The sequence below is a fragment of the Litoreibacter halocynthiae genome (genome assembly GCF_004365635.1).
Lineage (GTDB): Bacteria > Pseudomonadota > Alphaproteobacteria > Rhodobacterales > Rhodobacteraceae > Litoreibacter > Litoreibacter halocynthiae.
The window spans coordinates 64,702-84,705 of the sequence record NZ_SOBH01000003.1; the positions used below are offsets into that span (position 1 = coordinate 64,702).

The window sequence follows — 20,004 nt, forward strand, 5'->3', positions numbered from 1 at the left end:
CTTGCAGATTGCGCCGCAAGCAGTAGGCTGCCCCTGCAGCACCAAGGGCATGGACTATGTTGAACCACACAAGGCTTAAATTTGCCGACACCAGCGACGACGCGGTTCGGCTCCTGGCATTCGGCGTGGATGCACTTGATGACTGGTTGGAGTCCCAACCACAAGATGTACAGGTTTGGGTCAAGGCGCAGGGCTTTAAAGCTGCCGAAGGCACAACTTGTATCATACCCGCTGGGGGTGGCGTTATTTCCATGGCGCTTGCGGGCTTGGGCGATGCTCAGTCGCGCGCGCGCGGGCGCTTCACGATGGCCTTGATTGCCGCCAAGCTGCCTGCCGGAACGTATCAGCTCGTCAGTGACCACGCGGCAGATGATCTGGAAGAACACGCATTGGGCTGGCTGTTGTCGCAATACGCGTTCGAGACATACCGCGCGCAGCCACCGCACAGTGCGCGCCTCGTTTGCCCTGATGGAGTGGACAAAGACCGGATAGAGGCCATCGCCGCCGGAGAGACCCTGACCCGCGATTTGATCAACACACCCGCGTCGGACATGGGGCCGAACGACTTGGAAGGCGCCGCGCGGACGCTGGCGAAAGCACATGGTGCGGCCATCACTGTGGTGACCGGCGATGACCTGTTGGCCCAGAATTTCCCCATGATCCACACGGTTGGCCGTGCATCCGCGACCCCGCCGCGCCTGATCGACATGACATGGGGCGATGAAGGCCCGACGCTTGCGTTGGTCGGCAAGGGCGTATGCTTTGATACGGGCGGATTGAATATCAAACCTGCCGCGTCGATGGGCCTGATGAAGAAGGATATGGGCGGTGCCGCAACCGTATTGGGGCTGGCACACATGATAATGGCGTTGGGTCTAAAACTCAAGCTTAGGGTGCTGATCCCCGCAGTTGAAAACGCCATCGACGGATCGGCCTATCGCCCGCAGGATATCCTGACATCCCGCAAGGGGCTTACCGTCGAAATCAACAACACCGACGCCGAAGGCCGCCTTGTGCTGGCAGATGCGTTGGCGCTTGCGGATGAGACGCCGCCTGATTTGATGATCTGCATGGCGACGCTTACAGGTGCCGCGCGCGTGGCTGTTGGCCCCGATATCTCGCCATTCTTCACCGGTGATGCGGCCTTCGCAGATGCGTTGCGCACAGGCGCGCGGCAGGTGCGCGATCCGGTTTGGGAACTGCCGTTCCATGACCCCTACGAGCCATTGATCGAGCCGGGCATCGCCGATCTCGACAACGCCCCGAAAGGGGGCTTCGCTGGCACCATCACCGCGGCGCTGTTCTTGCGCCGTTTCGTGTCTAACACAGCGCGATTTGCCCATTTTGACGTCTATGGCTGGCAACCCGTTGCCGCTCCGGGACGACCTAAAGGGGGTGTCGGAATGGGTGCGCGCGCCATCCTTGCAGCTTTGCCGAAAGCGATGAACCTATGAGCCATGACCCGCGCGTTACTCCGGCCAATGGGCGTGTTGCCGCCAACCACCTCAAGGAGGTGGTCGACGCGCCAAGCTACACGGACGGTGATATTGCCCAATGCGGCGCGGCCTTCGCGGATATTACTGGAAAGCCCGAAGGGCGGCGCACGTCGCAACTGATCTATGGCGATTTGTTCAATGTGCTGGAGCGTCGCAACGGTTTCGCGTTCGGGCAAACGGTGCATGACGGATATTGCGGTTATGTGCGGGAAGACCTGCTCGACCGACCCCATGACGCAAGCCATTGGGTGGCGATGCCCTGCACGCATCTCTATCCTGGCCCCAACATGAAGCTGATGAATAACGGCGCGCTTTATCTCGGCTCCGAAGTGCAGGTGATGGAGGAGGAGGGCACTTGGTCCCGCCTGTCCAACGGCGGCTATGTACCAACCATGCATTTGCTGCCAATCGACCAGCGGATGAACGATCCGGTGTCTGTCGCTGACCTTTATATGGGAACGCCCTATCTTTGGGGGGGCGGCACGCGGCACGGGATCGACTGCTCCGGTCTGGTGCAGATCGCCTGGCGCAGTTGCGGGATGGATTGTCCGCGGGACAGCGACATGCAGGAAGCCGAGGTCGGCGCCCCGATCGAGCTGGCAGATGCCCGGCGTGGTGATCTGTTGTTCTGGAAGGGCCATGTTGCGCTTGTCTCGGGAGACGACATGATCCTGCACGCCAACGCCTATCATATGGCCGTGGCCTACGAGCCGTTGTCTGACGCCATCTCGCGGATCGAGGCTGCGGGTGACGGTCCGGTAACTTCTGTAAAACGGATCTAGTCGACGGAGCGGATCAGCTTTTTCTCAAGAACGCGCAAGACCTGCCGCAAGTCGGCTCCGCGTTTCAGAATGCGTCCGTCCATGCCAATCACAGCGTAGGTCTGTTTTTTCGTCGCCAGCTTTGGGCGCTTTTCGATCCGGTAGATCGGGTGTTCTGCCGCCCGCCGGAAAATCGAGAATACCGCGACATCCTTCAGCATCGAAATGCCGTAGTCGCGCCATTCCCCTGCTGCGACCATGCGGCCATAGACCGTTAAAATATCGCCTAGCTCGCGCCGCTGAAACGCAACCTTTTCAGATTGGTTTGGTCGGAAGGGGATCGGCGCGTTTTGGTTCATGCAAGTATGGTGGGCCGCGTTTCGTTTCAAATCAAGCTTTGCCTTTAAATTGCCGCGTGATGACCCAAGCATCACCACTCCGCCTCCCCGATGACGCCCCACTTGATGGCGATACACGCCTTGTAGCGAGTGTAAGCTCAAGCCCGATGCGGTGTGATCAGCCCCCACCCAGATCGCCGTGTCGGGTGCTACATAGTTAAAGAGCCCCCGGTCTGGTTATCAGGCCGGGGGTTTTTCTTTGTGCTGGAGTTGTGAAGGGCAAATGGTTGGGTTGCGCCAACAATGTCGCGATACTCCATAGGCTACGTCAAAAAGCTGATTACTCGCAGACATGAAAGGTAATACGCCCGCTAGGAACATACTGAGCGAATTGCCCGATCATCTCGATGTCACCAATGTCTTCACCAAAACGGAAAGCAAAAACTTGCGGGATCAAAAACATCGGACCCGCACAGTACCCTTTTCTGGTAAGGGTCTGGTATTCTTTCAAATCCAATTGTGGAAGTTGGTCAAATTCACAAAGAAACTCAATCGCTTCGATGGTTGTTTCTGACATGATAAACCCCCCTGCATCCAGAACGGTCTCCTCCGAGGTGCCACATAGGGCGGCATCCGAGATGATCATACGATCCGCAAGACTCACGCTTGGAACGGATGTCAGAATGGCGAAGGCAATCAAAGAATTGAAGTTGAAGAAACCCATCAAAAACATCCACTTTGAATTATATTTCGTGTTTGACGGCGGGAAGAAGGGTTTGGTGTTCCTCACCGACCGAACCGTCCCACAATAGTCAAAAAGAAGCTTGTTTGCTTCAACTCATTTGTCAGGATCAGCCAACGTTATCTGCACGATTCATGACCGAAGCCGGATCAATGTAGACTGATAACTTCCCTACTCCGGAACCTTAAACGTCAGCGACGCCCAGACGGACTCCCAAACCGGAAACTTGGTTGGGTCCCCTTCATCCAGCGGTAGTAACTGCACGGCATCAACAAGATACTCGTGACCGGCGGTTACAGGGAACGCGCCGATTCCTTCGGCATTTGTCCGGTGCAGCGTGATCTCGACTTTGCCGTCGGGGCCTTTGTCGAACAGCTCAATCTGGGCATCCGCGAGGGGTTTGCCATCCAGAAGCACCTTTACCGGAAACGTATCCATCTGGTCGGTATACGGATTGGCCAGCGCGATAATTTCAGTCTTCAACCCGACTTCAAGGTCAGCCCCTTTGCCGTCACCCACAGCAACAAGACTTTTGGCATATCGCCGATAGCGTTCCATAAACCGCTCGGTCGGCAGCGCGCGTTCCGCGTGGCTCTGAACCGCCCACTCGAAATCCTTGTGCTTGGCGAATTTGGTGAACTTCTTCATGCCCTTGTAGGTGAGAAGGTTGTCACCCGTTTCGTGCACGATAATGACCAGCCCCTCGGCAGGTGCGATCATATTCAGGGCAGGGGTGTCCCCCAACCGTCCGGCGACCGGCGTGACTTGATTGCCCATCACCAGATCGAAGCGCGTAAACCGATTCTCGTTGAAGGCGTAGGACGCGCCGCCAAACTCCTCACCTACCCGAAGTTGGGCTTGAACCTCGCCGCCTTTCGGGGTCACGTAGGCTTCGGGAGAAATCCAGAATTCGTGGGCATTGGCTGTGGCCGTCCACACGGTGATCAAGACGGCAAAACAGGTAAGGCGGGGCAACATGGCAAATCCTTTGAACAAGTTAAAACACATGCTGGTGCAACTGGGTGCGATGTCAATGCTGGCGTTGTTCACGATGACGTCGTTGCTTGTAGCGCATGAGATCAGGCCAGCCATCGCAGATGTGACTTTGACCGAAGACGCGCTGGAAATGAAGATCCGTATGACGGCGGAGCCGCTGATTGCGGGCATTGACCTTGAAGGGCTGCAAGACACCAACGAAGCCCCCGAAGCCGAGCAATACGACGCCCTGCGCGCGTTGCCCCCTGCTGAACTGTCCGCACAGTTTCAACAGGCGTGGCCCGACATCGCGAATGGGGTCTCCGTGTTGGCGGGCGATGCGCCCGTCGCCTTGGAACTTGTAAGCGTAGAGGTCGCAGACCAGCCGGATATCGAACTTCCCCGTGATACGATGGTTGTTCTAAGGGGCGTCCTGCCTACCGATAACAGCGATGTGCGCGCCGGATGGCAGGCAGCCAACGGGCCGATTATCATACGTCAGGCAGAGGGTGGGGATGACGCCTATGCGGGCTATCTGGAGAACGGCGCACTCAGCGAGCCGCTTCCGCGAACCGGCGCTGCAACGGAATCTGCGCTGTCGGTTTTTGTCCGCTACATCGGGGTCGGCTTCGACCATATTATTCCCAAAGGTCTGGATCATATCCTGTTCGTCTTGGGCCTGTTCTTCCTCTCGCTGCATTTGCGCCCGCTAATCACGCAGGTCACAGTATTCACCGTAGCGCACACCATCACGCTGGCTTTGGCAAGCCTTGGCTACGTCTCGGTCAACCCCGCAATTGTGGAGCCCTTGATCGCCGCCTCCATCGTTTACGTCGCGGTTGAAAACATCTTTACCAGTCGCATTACGTGGTGGCGGCCTATCGTGATTTTCGCGTTCGGCTTGCTGCACGGTCTGGGCTTCGCCTCTGTTCTGGGGGAATTCGGCCTTGCGCCGGGTCGCTTTGTGGCTGGGCTTATCGGCTTCAACGTCGGCGTTGAAGTTGGCCAACTCACGGTTATCGCGCTGGCGTTCCTTGCGGTGGGCTACTGGTTTGGCAACAAGCCGTGGTACCGCGCGCGCATCGCGATCCCTGCATCCGTATTCATCGCAATCGTCGGCGGTTACTGGGCGGTCGAGCGGGTATTCCTGTGAGGGTGCTGCAGCACCTGATGTTATGAAGCAGTTGATCCATCGCCTCGCGCTGAAGGCCGAAAGGGTCGCCGACCGCCTTTTCGGACGCACTGGCGAAGGGCGGGTGATCGACCCCTATATCGGCTATGCGACGCCCGATGCGTTGGTCGTGCGCGGTCGCGTTCTCTCGAAGATTACGCGCAACAAGCCCGCGAAGGGCCAGCGACTGCTGACGAATATCCGACAGATGATTTCGTTGTTCGTAACGGATGAGGTCGCGGCTGTTGATCTGCACTCCGGCGCTGCCGCGACGTCCAGCGACGAAGAAGGGTATTTCACGCTCCATCTGCCACGCCCCGAAGCGGCGGGCTGGCACAACGTCGCGGTGACCATCGAAGGGTATGAGGATCTTGCTACCTGCCCCGCTTTAGTCCCACGCGACGATGCGCGGTTTCTGGTGATCTCTGACATTGATGACACGATGATCGAAACCGGCGCATATGTGCTGTGGAAGAACCTCTGGACCTCGCTCACCGGCAATGTGCTGACGCGGCGGGTGTTTCCCGACGCAGTTGCGATGATGGAGCGGCTGTCGGATGACGCGCGGAACCCCGTGTTCTACGTCAGTTCCAGCCCGTGGAATTTCCATTATTTCCTTGAGCAGATATTCCTCCAAGCGGCTTTGGTGCGCGGCCCTATGTTCTTGCGTGACCTCGGCTTGAGTGACGATCAATTCATCACCGGCACGCATGGGGATCACAAGGGTGGCAGCATCGACACCATCCTTGCCGCCAATCCCGACTTGCCTGTGATCTTGATGGGCGACACCGGCCAGCACGATGCGCAGGTCTATCTGGATGCGATCAACCGGCACGCAGGGCGTATCCATTCCGTCGTATTACGAGAGCCCGGCCCTGGGCCTGACGCCAAGATCAAAGCGGTCATGGACCAGATAAAGGCCACCGGAACACCTCTCTATCATGCACCGGATTTCACAGGCATGGCCCCCGAGACAGGCCTCACCTAAGGTTTGGATATGGATGCTCCAAAACAAAATATCCCCGTTGCGATTTTTTCCAAGCTGGGGGCCGTGTTCTTCTTCATGGCGATGGCGACGCTGGTTAAAATCGCCTCCGCGCGCGTTCCACCGGGCGAGACGGTGTTCTTCCGTTCTTTCTTCGGGCTGCCCATCATCTTGGGCTGGATCGCTATGCGCGGGGAGCTGCGTACAGGGTTGAAAACCGATAACCCGCAAGGCCATTTCTGGCGTGGCCTTGTCGGGGTGACAGCCATGTCCATGGGCTTCGCCGCGCTGGGTCTGCTGCCGCTGTCCGAGGTTAAAGCCATCCAATACGCCCAACCGGTTCTGGTGGTTATCTTCGCTGCCATGTTCCTTGGTGAACGGGTTCGCGCCTTCCGCCTGACTGCGGTGGCACTTGGGATGACCGGGGTGCTAATTATTATGTCGCCGCGGCTCACCGCCTTCTCCGACAGTGGGACTGATCCCTATCTGGCCATTGGCGCGATGCTCGCCTTCGGGTCCGCCGTCATGGCCGGTTTGGCCCATGTCTTCGTGCGCAAGCTCACCATGTCAGAGCCGACCTCCGCCATCGTGTTCTGGTTCGCGGTCACGGCGTCCACATTGTCACTTATGACGCTCCCCTTTGGCTGGGTCTGGCCCACGGGGCCGGAAGCGGCGGCACTCGTCGGGGCGGGGATATGTGGCGGCATCGGGCAGATTTTCCTGACCTCCAGCTATCGCTATGCCGACGCCTCTGTCGTTGCCCCGTTCGAGTATTTCTCGATCCTGCTCGCGCTTGCCATCGGGTACTTCGTATTCGAGGAGGTTCCGACTGCCGTGATGCTCATCGGGATTGCCCTGATCGTTTGTGCGGGCATCCTGATCATCTGGCGCGAAGGCAAGCTGGGTCACGAGCGCAAACAGGCTCGCAAAGCCATGACACCGCAGGGGTAGGATGCCGGATTCGCTGCTACCCTTGGCGATTGCCGCGGCCTATCTGGCTTTGGTCAATCTGATCACCTACATTCTATTTGCGTTCGACAAGCGGCGCGGACGGGTGCGGGGCCGCAGGATCAGCGAGTCAAACCTGCTGTTGTGGTCCGCTGTGGGCGGCACTCCGGCGGCTAAACTGGCCCAGAAACGGCTGCGCCACAAAACGGTCAAACAACCCTTCGCGCGCCAGCTGAATGCGATCATCTGGGTGCAAATCCTGATCGTCGTGTTTATCGCGTTTCCGCAAGTGCGGGCGCTCCTTTGGCAGGCCTTAACCTTTGTGAAAGGGCTGAATTAGATAAGGTTGCGTTGGTGCAGGAGAACCAGACCTCCATTTTGCGGTAATCTGTGCTAATGTTCCCCGACAATCAAAAGGAGACACTTGCATGAGACACGTCCTCGACAAGCCATCCCCGTCACTTGACAAGGCTGGAAAGCGTCACGCTTTTGCCTTGCAACTCAAAGACATGCCAAGTGCTGCAACGCTCGCGCTGCAACGTCGCAAGAAGGCCGCACCGAAAGATTCGGGACGGCCTCAGCAGTATTCCAGAATTGAGCGCGGTATCGAGGCTTAGGCCCGAACCAGCTTCTCGTAACCTTCTGCGATATCGCGCACGAGGGCGCCAACCTCGAAGTTGTAATCACCGATGGACCCGACCGGTGTCACCTCGGCTGCAGAGCCGGTGAGCCAGCATTGCTCGAAGCCTTCCAGCTCTTCGGGCATGATATGGCGCTCGTGGACTTTGATCTGGCGATCCTTCAGCATGCCAATCACCGTTTGGCGCGTCAGCCCGTTCAGGATGGCGTCGGCCAGCGGGGTATGCACCTCACCGTCTTTCACAAAGAAGATGTTGGCCCCCGTCGCTTCGGCCACATAGCCGCGATAATCTAGGAACATGGCGTCCGAGCAGCCTTTGGCTTCCGCCGCGTGTTTGGACATGGTGCAGATCATGTACAATCCCGCCGCCTTGGCTGCCACAGGGATGGTCTCGGGGCTGGGCCGTTTCCATTTCGCGATGTCGAGCTTCGCGCCTTTCATCTTGGCGTCGCCATAGTAGTTGCCCCACTCCCAAGCCGTCACCGCCATACGGATCGGGTTGCGAGAGGCGGCGACGCCCATGTCTTCGCCTGCACCACGGAAGGCCACCACGCGCAGGTAGGCGTTTGTCAGCTTGTTGGCATCCAGCGTGGCGCGTTTGGCGGCTTCGATTTCATCCACGGTGTAAGGGATCGCCATATCCATCAGCTCACCGGATTTCAGCAGGCGTTCGGAATGCTGCCGGCTTTTGAAGACCTTGCCGTCGTAGCAACGCTCACCCTCGAACACAGAAGAGGCGTAGTGCAGCGCGTGGGTCAGGATGTGGACGTTGGCATCGCGCCAGTCCACCAGCTTGCCATCCATCCAGATGACGCCATCGCGATCGTCATATCCACCAGCCATTGCCTTCATCCTTTTCATTTGTTGCGCGTGATAGGCCCGTTTCGGACACAATATTTCACTAAACTGGAGATTCGCTACCATTCGATACTTGGAAAGTCAACAAGGCTGACATAAACTGACCTCAAGCAGCAAGAGCGAGGGAGTTGCCGCATGTCAGATCGAGGGACGGGTCAAACACCAATCAGCGGGGAAAGTCTGCTGTTCCTCACGGATGACCAATTGCGGCGCGGAATCGAGGCGATGTTCTTTGCCTATCGCGGCTTCACCGCGGACCCTGACCGGATTTTGCAGGACTATGCCTACGGTCGCGCGCATCACCGCGCGGTCCACTTTATCAAACGCAGCCCCGGCACCACCGTGAACAATCTGCTGGATATATTGGGTGTGACCAAACAATCCTTGAACCGCGTGCTGCGGGCGTTGATCGAGGACGGTCTGGTCGAAAGTCGCGTTGGCAAACAGGATCGTCGCGAGCGTCACCTGTTCCTGACCGAAACCGGACAAGAACTTGAAAAAGAACTATCCGAAGCGCAGCGAGGCCGGATGCGCGCCGCCTATCGTGACGCTGGACCAGACGCAGTTGCCGGATTTCGGCAGGTGCTGGAGCAAATCATGGACCCTGAAATGCGCAGGCATTTCCAAGCCTTCAAGGAGGGTTCATAAGTGTCATTGACCCAAAACGACGCTCATCTGCTTATCGTCGATGATGATGAGCGCATCCGCAAACTGATCCAGCAATTCCTCAGCCGGAACGGATTTTTCACCACATCTGCCCGCGACGCCGACCATGCTCGGCGTCTGTTGGAGGGCTTGGATTTCGACCTGATCGTGCTCGACGTCATGATGCCCGGAGATGACGGGATCACCTTTACACGGGAACTCCGTCAGACTCGGGACACCCCGATTTTGCTGTTGACCGCAAAGGGTGAGAGCAACGATCGGATTTCGGGGCTGGAAGCCGGTGCAGACGACTACCTGCCGAAACCGTTCGAGCCGAAAGAACTGCTGCTTCGGATCAATGCAATTCTGCGTCGCGTGCCTCAAAGCCAGGAGGTCATCGACGTGCCGAAGACGCTGTCCTTGGGCGACATCCGATATGACATCGAGCGCGGAGAGATGTGGCACGGCGAAGACCTGATCCGCCTGACCGCCACCGAAGTGCAATTGATGAAGATTTTCGCAACACGTCCGGGGGAACCTGTTTCACGTGCCAAACTGGTGGAAGACCTTGGTCGCGACCGCGGTCAGGCGCAAGAACGCGCCGTTGACGTGCAAATCACTCGCCTGCGCCGCAAGATCGAAGCCGACCCGAAACAGCCCCGCTACCTACAAACCGTGCGCGGCTCCGGCTATATGCTCGCGCCTGACTAAGGAACCGGAATGACGACTGCCCTGATCACCCACACCGATTGCCTGAACCACGTCACACCTCCGGGTCATCCCGAACGGGTCGACCGCCTGATGGCGATCTATTCCGCATTCGACGCGATGGATCTAAGCAATGTCCTGCGGATCGACGCGCCGATGGGTACTGATACCGACATTCTTCGTGCCCACCCACGCGCGCACATTGATGCCGTGACGGATGCAGCCCCGAGCGTGGGGTCGATCGCTTTGGATGCCGACACGCATATGTCCACCGGTTCGCTCAAAGCCGCCTATCGCGGTGTCGGGGCCATGACCAAGGCGGTCGACATGGTGCTAGGCGGCGAGGTTCAGAACGCCTTCGCCGCTATGCGTCCGCCGGGTCACCATGCCGAAAAGCAAACACCCATGGGGTTCTGCCTGTTCGGTAATATCGCCATCGCCGCGAAACACGCGCTGGATTCCCATGGGCTGGAGCGGGTCGCCATCGTTGATTTCGACGTCCACCACGGTAACGGTACACAAGACCTGCTCTGGGACGAGCCGCGCACGCTGTTCATCTCCAGCCACCAGATGCCGCTCTACCCCGGCTCTGGTGCCGCTCATGAAACGGGCGCATCCGGTAACATCATAAACATCCCGCTACAGGCGAATTCCGGCGGCGCGGAGCTTCGCAAAGTCTATGAACGGGTGGTTATCCCGGCCCTCAACGACTTCAAACCGCAACTCCTGTTGATCTCCGCAGGCTTTGATGCGCATCGCAATGATCCGCTGGCAAACCTGAACTGGGACGAGGCTGATTTCGCTTGGGCGACGCAAGCCTTGTGCGATGTTGCCGATACGCATTGCGAAGGTCGCGTCGTCTCGACTCTGGAGGGTGGATATGATCTTGATGCCCTCGCTGCGTCGACGCGCGCGCATCTGGAAGTATTGATCAAGCGAGGCACCCATGGCTGACACAAAAGTAGACGAAATGAGCTTCGAGCAGGCCATGGCCGAGCTGGAGCAGGTTGTTGGCCAACTGGAACGTGGCGACGTGCCCCTGGAAGACAGCATCAAATTGTATGAGCGCGGTGCAGAACTGAAAAAACGCTGTGAGACCAAGCTGAAAGAAGCCGAGGAAAAGGTGGCGCAAATCACCCTCGGCGGTGACGGCCAGCCAACAGGAACCACGCCAGTCGAAGGCCTGTAAATCCCGTGTTCCAAGACGCTTTAACCGACGCGCAATCCCGCGTGCAAGCAGCGCTGAACGAGGCGATGCGACCACTTGATGGCGTCATCGCCGACGCCATGCGCTACACTTGTACTGGTGGCAAACGGCTCAGGGCGTTCTTGGTGATGGAAGGTGCGCGCTTGCATGATGTGTCGCCCGAGGTGGCCGATCAAGCCGCAGCAGCAATCGAGATGATCCACGCCTACAGCCTCGTCCACGACGACTTGCCTTGTATGGACAACGACGACCTGCGCCGTGGCGTGCCAACCGTCCACATCCAATGGGACGAAGCAACCGCGGTCCTAACCGGCGACGCGTTGCAAACGCTTGCCTTCGAGCTGCTGTCGAATATGGACGCCTATGCAGAGGTGCGGCTCGCGCTGATCTCGTCGATGGCGAAAGCTGCTGGCGCGCAGGGCATGGTGTTGGGCCAAGTGCTCGACATTGCTGCCGAGACCGCAGAAACACCCTTAACGCTTAAACAAATCACCCGCCTGCAAGCTGGTAAAACCGGCGCATTGATCGAGTGGTCAGGGCAGGCAGGCGCGATCCTCGCCGAGGCCGATCCAGCCCCGCTGCGCCAATATGCCCAAGCGCTTGGTCTTGCTTTCCAGATCGCCGATGACATCTTGGATATCGAAGGCTGCGCTGAAAAGGCAGGAAAACGCCTGCAAAAAGATGCTGATGCCGGGAAGGCGACATTCGTGTCACTCCTTGGTATGGAAGGGGCGAAGGCCCGCGCGAACGAGTTGGTCGTGCAAGCTTGCGATGCCCTTTCCCCTTACGGTGACGCGGCGGACAACCTAAAAGCAGCGGCGCGGTTCGTCGTGGATCGCGACACGTGAAGGACAACGCAGATGAGCGATAGACCGCAGACGCCCCTCCTGGATCGGGTCAAGACCCCCGCTGACATGAAGAGCATGTCCAACGCCGAGCTGACCCAGCTCGCGTATGAGTTGCGGTTGGAAACTGTCTACGCGGTCTCTCAAACTGGCGGCCATCTTGGTGCAGGCTTGGGTGTAATAGAACTGACCGTCGCGATACACGCTGTGTTCGAGGCCCCGAAAGATCGCCTGATCTGGGACGTGTCACACCAATGCTACCCGCATAAGATCATCACAGGTCGCCGCGACCAGATGCCCACGATCCGCCAGAAAGACGGGCTGTCCGGCTTCACCAAACGGTCCGAGTCGCCCTACGATCCGTTCGGCGCGGCGCATTCGTCCACCTCCATTTCCGCAGCACTTGGCATGGCTGTCGCCCGCGATCTTGGCGGCGCACCGGAGCATGGCATCGGGGACTGCATCGCGGTGATCGGTGACGGCTCCATCAGCGCCGGCATGGCCTATGAGGCGATGAACAACGCGGGCCATCTGGGCAAGCGGATGATCGTCATCCTCAACGACAACGAAATGTCCATCGCGCCGCCCACCGGTGCCATGTCGTCCTACCTGTCGCGCCTTTATGCGGGTGCGCCGTTCCAGGAATTTAAAGCCGCCGCCAAAGGCGCGGTCTCCCTGCTGCCGCCGCCTTTCCAAGAGGGGGCCCGCCGCGCGAAGGAGCTGCTGAAAGCCGCAACCGTCGGCGGCACTCTGTTCGAGGAACTCGGGTTTTCCTATGTCGGCCCCATCGACGGACACGACATGGAGCAACTGCTTGCCGTCCTGCGCACCGTCAAATCCCGCGCCGATGGTCCGGTGCTGATCCACGCGATCACCAAAAAGGGCAAGGGCTACGCCCCTGCCGAAAATGCCGCTGATGGCGGTCACGCCACTGCGAAGTTTGACTTCGTGACCGGCAAACAAAAGAAATCCCCGTCGAACGCGCCCAGCTACACCTCGGTGTTCGGCAAGGCGCTGGTGGATCATGCCGCCGAGGACAGCAAGATTGTCGCCGTCACCGCGGCCATGCCCGATGGCACGGGCCTGAAACTGATGGCCGAACGCTACCCCTCCCGCACCTTCGACGTGGGCATCGCGGAGCAACACGCCGTCACCTTCGCCGCCGGTCTGGCAGCGGGCGGCATGAAGCCGTTTTGCGCGATTTATTCTACCTTCCTGCAACGCGGCTATGACCAAGTCGTCCACGACGTCGCCTTGCAGCGCCTGCCCGTCCGCTTCCCCATCGACCGCGCCGGTCTGGTCGGGGCCGATGGCGCAACCCACGCGGGCAGCTTTGACATCGCCTTTATGGCGAACCTCCCCGGCATGGTCGTGATGGCCGCCGCCGACGAGGCGGAGCTGGTCCACATGACCGCCACCGCCGTCGCCCATGACGATGGCCCCATCGCGTTCCGCTACCCTCGCGGCGAAGGCGTCGGTGTCGAGATGCCGGAGAAGGGCCAGATTCTGGAAATCGGCAAATCCCGCCTGATCCAAGAGGGCAACCGCGTCGCCCTCCTGTCCTTCGGCACCCGCCTGTCAGAGGTGATGACCGCCGCCGAAAATCTCGCCGCCAAGGGGATCACCCCTACCGTGGTAGACGCACGCTTTGCCAAGCCACTGGACGAGGACGCGATCCTCAACCTCGCCCGCAACCACGAGGCGCTGATCACCATCGAGGAAGGCGCCATTGGCGGCTTCGGCTCTCACGTGGCGCAGCTACTGGCGGAAAACGGCGTGTTCGACAAAGGCCTGAAATACCGCTCCATGGTGCTGCCCGATATCTTCATCGACCAAGCCAGCCCGGCTGATATGTATGCCGCCGCCGCCATGAACGCGCCGCAGATCGAAACCAAGGTTCTGGAAACACTGGGCATCGCCGATATGGCAACGCGCCGCGCTTAGTTGCGGGCTTTGATAAGCCGTTCGATCTCTTGCAATCGCACCAAGACGTCGTCGCGATAGCTATCTGTTGCGGCGTGCTCTTCCTCCGAATGGGCGTTCTGCATAGAGTTCACGATCAGGCCCACCAGCAGGTTCACCACTGCAAATGTCGTCACCAGAATGAATGGCAGGAAGAATAGCCACGCGTAGGGGTAGATCTCCATCACCGGGCGCACGATGCCCATGGACCAGCTCTCCAGCGTCATGATCTGGAACAGAGTGTAGCCCGAAAGACCAAGCGTGCCGAACCAGTCGGGGAAGGCCGCGCCGAACAGCTTGGTCGACACCACCGCGCCGATGTAAAACAACAGCGCCATCAGCAAAAATACCGACGCCATGCCGGGCAGGGCGGTGACCAACCCCTCCACCACGCGACGCATGGACGGGGCGACCGACAACACCCGTAACAGCCGCAAAACGCGCAACGCCCGCAGGACCGAGAACGCGCCCGAGCCGGGGACCAGCGCGATCCCGACGATCACGAAGTCAAACAGGTTCCAGCCTTTGCGGAAGAACTGCCCCCTTTGTGCGAACAGCTTGGCGGCAATCTCCACCACGAAAATCGCAAGGCAAAGCGTGTCCAACGCCAAGATCAACGGTCCTGCGACAGCCATCACAGGCTCCACTGTTTCCAGCCCCAGAATGATCGCGTTGAACAGGATGACCGCCAAAATGAAGTTGCGGGTCAGTGGTCGATCAAGGATGGCTTGCGTGCGGGCGCGCAGGGACATGGGGGCTCCGGTCTAGGGGTTTCAGCCCATATGGGGTTTGCTGAACTGCGCCGCAAGTTCCACATGCGAAGACCAGCGAAATTGATCCACCGGCTGCACCCAATCGAGGCGGTATCCCCCCGCGATCAGGATTTCCGCGTCCCGCGCGAAGCTGATCGGGTTGCAGGACACCGCCGCGATCCGCTTCACGCCGCTCTGCGCCAACTCGACCGATTGCGCCTCCGCACCCGCGCGCGGCGGGTCGATGATAATCGCGTCCGTCTTGCGCAATTCCTGCGGCAACAACGGGCGGCGGAACAGGTCGCGGGTCTCAGCCTTGACCTTCTTCAGCCCCACAGCTTTCCGCCATCCGGCGTCTAACGCATCAATCAGCGCGGCCTCGCCCTCCAGTGCCCACACTTCCGCCTTCTCGGCGGCGGGCAGGCTAAACGTGCCGCAGCCCGCGAACAGGTCCACGACCTGTTTGGCATCGCCCAAGGCTTCCTGAACGCAGGCCAGTAACGCCGCTTGCCCATGCGCGGTCGCTTGCAAAAAAGCGCCGGGCGGCGGGGCAACCTTGGCCTTGCCGAAGCTTTGCACCGGCGGTTCGCGGGTCGCCACGGCCTCCCCGTCCCAGCTTAGCCGCGCCAGTTTGTGCCGCTCCGCCAACGCCGCCATCTCCAAGATGCCCTGCGGTTCCAATGGTTTTGCATCGCGAATGTCGATATCCAGACCCGCTTCCGACAAGGTCACGACCAGCCCGACAGTACTTTTCCGCGAAGCCGCGGCAACGGTCAGTTCCTCCAACACCGGAAAGGCCGCGATCAGGGCCGGGTCCAGCAGCTTGCAGTCCGGCACCTCGATCAGCGCGTCAGAGCCGCGCCCGAAGAAGCCCACCATGGCACCTTTCTTGGTCCGGCGGCCATGCAGCGTCGCACGGCGACGCGATTGCGCGGGCGAGGTCAAAATGGGCCGTATCTCGGTCTCGATCCCCCGCGCGGACAGGCCCAGCCGGATCACATCCGTCTTCCAGTCCGCCACGAATTCATCGCTGGCATGCTGCATCGCGCAGCCGCCGCAGCTTTTGTAGTGGCGGCAAGGGGCCGCGACGCGGTCCGCAGAGGGCGTCACGATGCGCCCGTCCTCGACCACCTCATCCGGCAACACGCGCGGGATCGGCGCGCCCGTCTCCGGCACGCCTTCGCCTTTGTGGTTCAGTCGTAAAATGGTCTGTGTCATGGGGGCTTACTCGGCTGCTTCTGCAATGCCTATAAACCCGCCGGACTGCCGCCGCCAGTAGCCAGCGTATCGTCCGTCCTGCGCCAGAAGTTCCGTGTGGGTGCCGTCTTCGACGATCCGCCCTTCTTCAAGCACCACGATCCGGTCCATCCGCGCAATCGTGCTGAGCCGGTGGGCAATGGCGATCACCGTCTTTCCCTCCATCGCGCGTTCCAGCGCATGTTGGATGGAGGCTTCCACCTCGCTGTCCAGCGCGCTTGTCGCTTCATCCAGCACCAGAACCGGCGCGTTCTTCAACAACGCCCGCGCCAGCGCGATCCGTTGCCGCTGTCCGCCTGACAGCTTGACGCCCCGCTCGCCCAGATGGGCGGCGTAGCCTTTGCGCCCTTTGTGGTCCTCAAGCTCCAAGATGAAGTCGTGCGCCTCGGCCCGTTTGGCGGCGGCGATCATCTGCTCCTCGGTCGCATCGGGGCGGCCATACATCAGGTTGTCGCGGGCGGAGCGGTTGAACATCGCCGTTTCCTGCGTGACCATCCCGATGCTCTGGCGCAGGCTCTCTTGCGTAACCTCCGACACGTTCTGCGCGTCAATCCGCACGGCACCTGTTTCGGTGTCATAAAGCCTGAGCAGCAAGCTCACCAAGGTTGACTTGCCCGCGCCGGATGCGCCCACCAGCCCCAGTTTCTGTCCCGACGGGATCAGCAAGGAGACGTTGTCGATCCCTCCTGCCTCGCGGCCGTAACGGAAGGTGACGTGGTCGAACTCAACCTCCGCCGACGGCACGCGCAACGGCGTCGCCCCCTCTGCGTCCAGCAAGGCGTGCGGCGGGGTCAGCGTGCGCATCCCGTCCTCCACCTCGCCGACATTCGCGTACATCGCCATCAGCGAGAAACTGACCCAGCCGGTCATCTGCGCGATGCGGATGGAGATCGCCCCCGCCGCCGCGATGTCGCCTGTTGTGGCGATCCCCGATTGCCACAACATCACCGTGCCGCCGATCAGCAGCACAGGCAAAACCCCCGCCGCCGCCATCAGCGCAAAGCGGAAACCTGTGGACAGGCGGCCAAACTCTAAAGCGCGGTCGCGCAGCACGGACATGGCGTTCAGGGCGGATTCGTCCTCGAATTGCGAATGGCCGAACAGCTTAACGGTCTTGATGTTGGTGATCGTGTCCACGACCTGTCCCGTCACCATCGTCCGCGCCCCCGCCCGCGCGGCCGCGCGTTTGCGGATACGCGGCATGAACCAGCGGATCATCAGGATGTAGCCAGCAAGCCAGACCGCCAGCGCCAGTGCGACCCAGCCGCTGATCGTGCCCAGCAGCAGCACCGAGCCCATGATCGACGCCAGTGCGAAGGCCACCACGTTGATGGCTTCCGCCGTCACTTCGGTCAGCGCACGGGCGGTCTGCATCTGCTTTTGCGCAATGCGCCCGGCGAAGTCGTTGTCGAAGTAATCTACCGAATGGCCCAGCGTCCAGCGGTGCAGGCGGCTTTGGATCAGCGGGTAGACATTGGGTGGCACCACGATGCCGTTGAACGCCGCACTGACCCCGAAGGACAGCGGGCGTAGGATCAGGAAGAAGCCCACGAACAGCGCGATCAGCGACCAGTTTTGCGCGAAAAAGCCCTCTGGCCCCGTGGCCGAGACCGCGTCGATGACCCAGCCCAGCAGCATTGCTGTGACTGCCTCCATCGTGCCCGCCAGCGCCGAGAAGACCGAGGCCAGCACCAATACCGGCCAAGATCCCGCAAGACACCATTTGCAAAACGCCCAGAGCGTGCGGGGCGGCGCGGTCTCGGCCTCGCGGAACGGGTCGATGCTGTCGCCCAAACGGGTCAGCACCGGCTCGAATAATCTACCAAAAAACCCCGTCATTCCGCCGCATCCGTATTCAGGAACCCGCCAGATTGACGCGCCCAAAACCCTGCATATAGCCCGCCCTTCGCCAAAAGCGCGGCGTGGGTGCCTTCCTCGGCAATCTTGCCGTCGTCCAAAACTACGATCCGATCCATATGCGCAATTGTGCTCAGACGGTGGGCGATGGCAATGACGGTTTTCCCTTCCATCACGCCATAAAGCGTGTCCTGAATCGCCGCCTCCACCTCACTGTCCAAAGCACTCGTCGCCTCGTCCAGCACCAGTATCGGCGCATTTTTCAGGATCACCCGCGCCAGCCCGATCCGTTGCCGCTGCCCACCGGACAGCTTCACCCCACGCTCGCCGACATGGGCGTCGTAGCCTTCGCGCCCTTCAGGGTCGCTCAGGTCCAGAATAAACTTATGCGCCTCGGCTCGTTTCGCGGCTTCAATCATCTCCGCCTCCGACGCATCAGGGCGGCCATACAGGATGTTGTCACGCACCGAGCGGTGCATCAAAGAGCTGTCCTGACTGACCATCCCCGTCACATGCCGCAGGCTATTCTGCGTCACGCGGGTAATGTCCTGCCCGTCAATCTCGATGGTCCCGCCTTCGGGGTCATAGAACCGCAGCAGCAGTTTCACCAAGGTCGATTTCCCCGCGCCGGAGCGCCCGATCAGCCCGACTTTTTCTCCCGCGCTAATGCGCAGGGACAGGCTTTCAAGCCCGCCCTTGTCGCGCCCGTAGTGATGCGTCAGCGCCTTGAACTCTACCACCCCATCGGTCAATTCCAGCGCCTTCGCATCCGGTACGTCCACCAAGGTAATCGGCTGCGCAATCGTCTCCATCCCCTCGGACACAACGCCAAGGGACCGGAAGAATGACGACAACGCCCACATGATCCAGCCGGTCATCGCGTTCAATCGCAAGGTCAGCGCTGTCGCCGCCGCGACCGCGCCCACCGACGCGCTGCCTTGCGCCCACAGCCAGATCGCCCAGCCGACAACGCCAACGATCAGCAGCCCGTTCAGCGTCACCAGCATCACGTCCATGATGGTAAAAATCCGCATCTCGCGGGCGAAGGTCTGGCGGGTTTTCTCGATGGCTTCCTTGGCGAATGCCACCTCGCCCTCGTGATGCGCGAACAGCTTGACCGAGTGGATGTTGCTATAGCTGTCCACCACCCGCCCCGTGGTCATCGACCTCGCGTCCGATGACGCCTTGGACGCAGGGCCAACCCGCTTCATCGTCCACGACACCAAACACGCGTAAAGCATCATCCAAAGAACCAACGGGATTGCCAGCCTCGGGTCCGCTTCACTTAGCAAAATGAACGCGCCGATGATGTAGGCGACCGAGAATGTGATCGCGTCGAACACCTGAAAAATCGCCTCACCAGCGGCGGGGGGCGCCTGCATGATGCGGTTGGCGATGCGTCCGGCGAAGTCGTTTTCGAACCAGCCCACCGATTGCCGCAGCACATGCTTGTGCGCACGCCAGCGGAACAAGGTGCCGTAGTTCGGCAGGATCGCGTTGTTTAGAATGCCCACATCGGCCGCCTGTATCAGCGGGCGCATCACTAGAATGAACACGGCGGCAAGGAACAGCTCCAGCCCGTATTGCTCCAGCACCTGTGACGGTTCGCCGCTCGACATCAGATCCACGACGCGGCCCATGTAGTAGATCAGTCCGACCTCGACCGCCGCGACTATCAGCGACAGCAGCGCGGCCCAGATGAACACCTTTTTGAACGGCTGCGAATATGACTTCAGGAACGGCCACAGCTTTCGCGGCGGGGCGTCCACCTCGTCATAGGGTCCGTAGGGGTCCACCAGATTTTCCAGAAACCGGAACATTCACACCTCTGTCTCAGCCTCAGTATATAGGCCGAGT

21 protein-coding genes are annotated in these 20,004 nt (G+C 60.1%); 13 read left to right on the forward strand and 8 right to left on the reverse strand.

Features of this window, described 5'->3' with window-relative positions:
• Positions 1-56: 56 nt before the first annotated feature.
• Together BDE40_RS12085 and BDE40_RS12090 are read left to right on the forward strand one after the other, a co-directional pair.
• Positions 57-1,454, forward strand: a complete 1,398-nt coding sequence (locus tag BDE40_RS12085) for a leucyl aminopeptidase family protein (protein ID WP_134014859.1) — start codon at positions 57-59, stop codon at positions 1,452-1,454.
• On the forward strand, positions 1,451-2,278 hold the full coding sequence (locus BDE40_RS12090) for a C40 family peptidase (RefSeq protein WP_134014861.1): 828 nt from the start codon (positions 1,451-1,453) through the stop codon (positions 2,276-2,278). The genes BDE40_RS12085 and BDE40_RS12090 overlap by 4 nt, the downstream gene beginning before the upstream one ends.
• Here the strand turns inward: BDE40_RS12090 and BDE40_RS12095 are convergent.
• The 3 genes from BDE40_RS12095 to BDE40_RS12105 form a co-directional block, all read right to left on the reverse strand.
• Complete coding sequence (locus tag BDE40_RS12095) at positions 2,275-2,616, reverse strand: DUF2794 domain-containing protein (protein ID WP_134014863.1); 342 nt, start codon at positions 2,614-2,616, stop codon at positions 2,275-2,277. The two genes, BDE40_RS12090 and BDE40_RS12095, sit on opposite strands and share 4 nt — an antisense overlap.
• 319 nt (positions 2,617-2,935) lie before the next feature.
• Positions 2,936-3,319: a hypothetical protein gene (locus tag BDE40_RS12100; protein ID WP_134014865.1), complete on the reverse strand. Its 384-nt coding sequence runs from the start codon at positions 3,317-3,319 to the stop codon at positions 2,936-2,938.
• 189 nt (positions 3,320-3,508) lie between these two features.
• Complete coding sequence (locus tag BDE40_RS12105; protein WP_134014866.1) at positions 3,509-4,315, reverse strand: DUF4198 domain-containing protein; 807 nt, start codon at positions 4,313-4,315, stop codon at positions 3,509-3,511.
• On the opposite strand from BDE40_RS12105, the gene BDE40_RS12110 reads away from it, so the two are divergent.
• From BDE40_RS12110 to BDE40_RS12130, 5 genes are all read left to right on the forward strand, one after another.
• Positions 4,314-5,465, forward strand: a complete 1,152-nt coding sequence (locus tag BDE40_RS12110) for a HupE/UreJ family protein (protein ID WP_246030446.1) — start codon at positions 4,314-4,316, stop codon at positions 5,463-5,465. The two genes, BDE40_RS12105 and BDE40_RS12110, sit on opposite strands and share 2 nt — an antisense overlap.
• A gap of 22 nt (positions 5,466-5,487) precedes the next feature.
• Positions 5,488-6,471 carry a phosphatase domain-containing protein gene (locus BDE40_RS12115; protein WP_134014868.1) on the forward strand — a complete coding sequence of 328 codons (984 nt, stop codon included), beginning with the start codon at positions 5,488-5,490 and terminating at the stop codon, positions 6,469-6,471.
• A gap of 9 nt (positions 6,472-6,480) precedes the next feature.
• Positions 6,481-7,419: a DMT family transporter gene (locus tag BDE40_RS12120; RefSeq protein WP_134014870.1), complete on the forward strand. Its 939-nt coding sequence runs from the start codon at positions 6,481-6,483 to the stop codon at positions 7,417-7,419.
• Position 7,420: 1 nt separating this feature from the next.
• The gene (locus BDE40_RS12125) at positions 7,421-7,756 is read left to right on the forward strand and encodes a DUF1294 domain-containing protein (protein ID WP_134014872.1); all 336 of its coding nucleotides are present in this window, start codon (positions 7,421-7,423) and stop codon (positions 7,754-7,756) included.
• An 88-nt stretch (positions 7,757-7,844) separates the two neighbouring features.
• Positions 7,845-8,033, forward strand: coding sequence for a hypothetical protein (locus BDE40_RS12130; RefSeq protein WP_134014874.1), 189 nt, complete (start codon positions 7,845-7,847; stop codon positions 8,031-8,033).
• Here BDE40_RS12130 and BDE40_RS12135 read toward each other — a convergent pair.
• Complete coding sequence (locus tag BDE40_RS12135; RefSeq protein WP_073144237.1) at positions 8,030-8,899, reverse strand: branched-chain amino acid aminotransferase; 870 nt, start codon at positions 8,897-8,899, stop codon at positions 8,030-8,032. The genes BDE40_RS12130 and BDE40_RS12135 overlap by 4 nt on opposite strands.
• A 150-nt stretch (positions 8,900-9,049) precedes the next feature.
• On the opposite strand from BDE40_RS12135, the gene BDE40_RS12140 reads away from it, so the two are divergent.
• Genes BDE40_RS12140 through dxs form a run of 6 tightly spaced genes read left to right on the forward strand, consistent with a single transcriptional unit; the run spans position 9,050 to position 14,263 of the window.
• On the forward strand, positions 9,050-9,562 hold the full coding sequence (locus BDE40_RS12140; protein ID WP_134014876.1) for a MarR family winged helix-turn-helix transcriptional regulator: 513 nt from the start codon (positions 9,050-9,052) through the stop codon (positions 9,560-9,562).
• Between the two features lie 6 nt (positions 9,563-9,568).
• Positions 9,569-10,270 carry a response regulator gene (locus BDE40_RS12145; RefSeq protein WP_134015945.1) on the forward strand — a complete coding sequence of 234 codons (702 nt, stop codon included), beginning with the start codon at positions 9,569-9,571 and terminating at the stop codon, positions 10,268-10,270.
• Between the two features lie 9 nt (positions 10,271-10,279).
• Positions 10,280-11,221 (forward strand): histone deacetylase family protein, encoded by a 942-nt coding sequence (locus tag BDE40_RS12150; RefSeq protein ID WP_134014878.1) that lies wholly within the window; start codon positions 10,280-10,282, stop codon positions 11,219-11,221.
• The gene (locus BDE40_RS12155; RefSeq protein ID WP_073144231.1) at positions 11,214-11,456 is read left to right on the forward strand and encodes an exodeoxyribonuclease VII small subunit; all 243 of its coding nucleotides are present in this window, start codon (positions 11,214-11,216) and stop codon (positions 11,454-11,456) included. Before BDE40_RS12150 ends, BDE40_RS12155 begins: the two co-directional genes overlap by 8 nt.
• 5 nt (positions 11,457-11,461) lie before the next feature.
• On the forward strand, positions 11,462-12,322 hold the full coding sequence (locus tag BDE40_RS12160) for a polyprenyl synthetase family protein (protein ID WP_342775020.1): 861 nt from the start codon (positions 11,462-11,464) through the stop codon (positions 12,320-12,322).
• 12 nt (positions 12,323-12,334) lie between these two features.
• Positions 12,335-14,263, forward strand: a complete 1,929-nt coding sequence (gene dxs / locus BDE40_RS12165) for a 1-deoxy-D-xylulose-5-phosphate synthase (RefSeq protein WP_134014880.1) — start codon at positions 12,335-12,337, stop codon at positions 14,261-14,263.
• Here dxs and BDE40_RS12170 read toward each other — a convergent pair.
• From BDE40_RS12170 to BDE40_RS12185, 4 genes are read right to left on the reverse strand one after another with little or no spacing between them, the layout of a single operon-like run.
• Positions 14,260-15,033 carry an ion transporter gene (locus BDE40_RS12170; RefSeq protein WP_134014881.1) on the reverse strand — a complete coding sequence of 258 codons (774 nt, stop codon included), beginning with the start codon at positions 15,031-15,033 and terminating at the stop codon, positions 14,260-14,262. The two genes, dxs and BDE40_RS12170, sit on opposite strands and share 4 nt — an antisense overlap.
• 21 nt (positions 15,034-15,054) lie before the next feature.
• Positions 15,055-16,251, reverse strand: coding sequence for a class I SAM-dependent RNA methyltransferase (locus BDE40_RS12175; RefSeq protein ID WP_134014883.1), 1,197 nt, complete (start codon positions 16,249-16,251; stop codon positions 15,055-15,057).
• A gap of 6 nt (positions 16,252-16,257) precedes the next feature.
• Positions 16,258-18,129 (reverse strand): ABC transporter ATP-binding protein, encoded by a 1,872-nt coding sequence (locus tag BDE40_RS12180; RefSeq protein WP_134014886.1) that lies wholly within the window; start codon positions 18,127-18,129, stop codon positions 16,258-16,260.
• Complete coding sequence (locus BDE40_RS12185) at positions 18,126-19,967, reverse strand: ABC transporter ATP-binding protein (protein WP_134014888.1); 1,842 nt, start codon at positions 19,965-19,967, stop codon at positions 18,126-18,128. Before BDE40_RS12185 ends, BDE40_RS12180 begins: the two co-directional genes overlap by 4 nt.
• Positions 19,968-20,004: the final 37 nt, after the last annotated feature.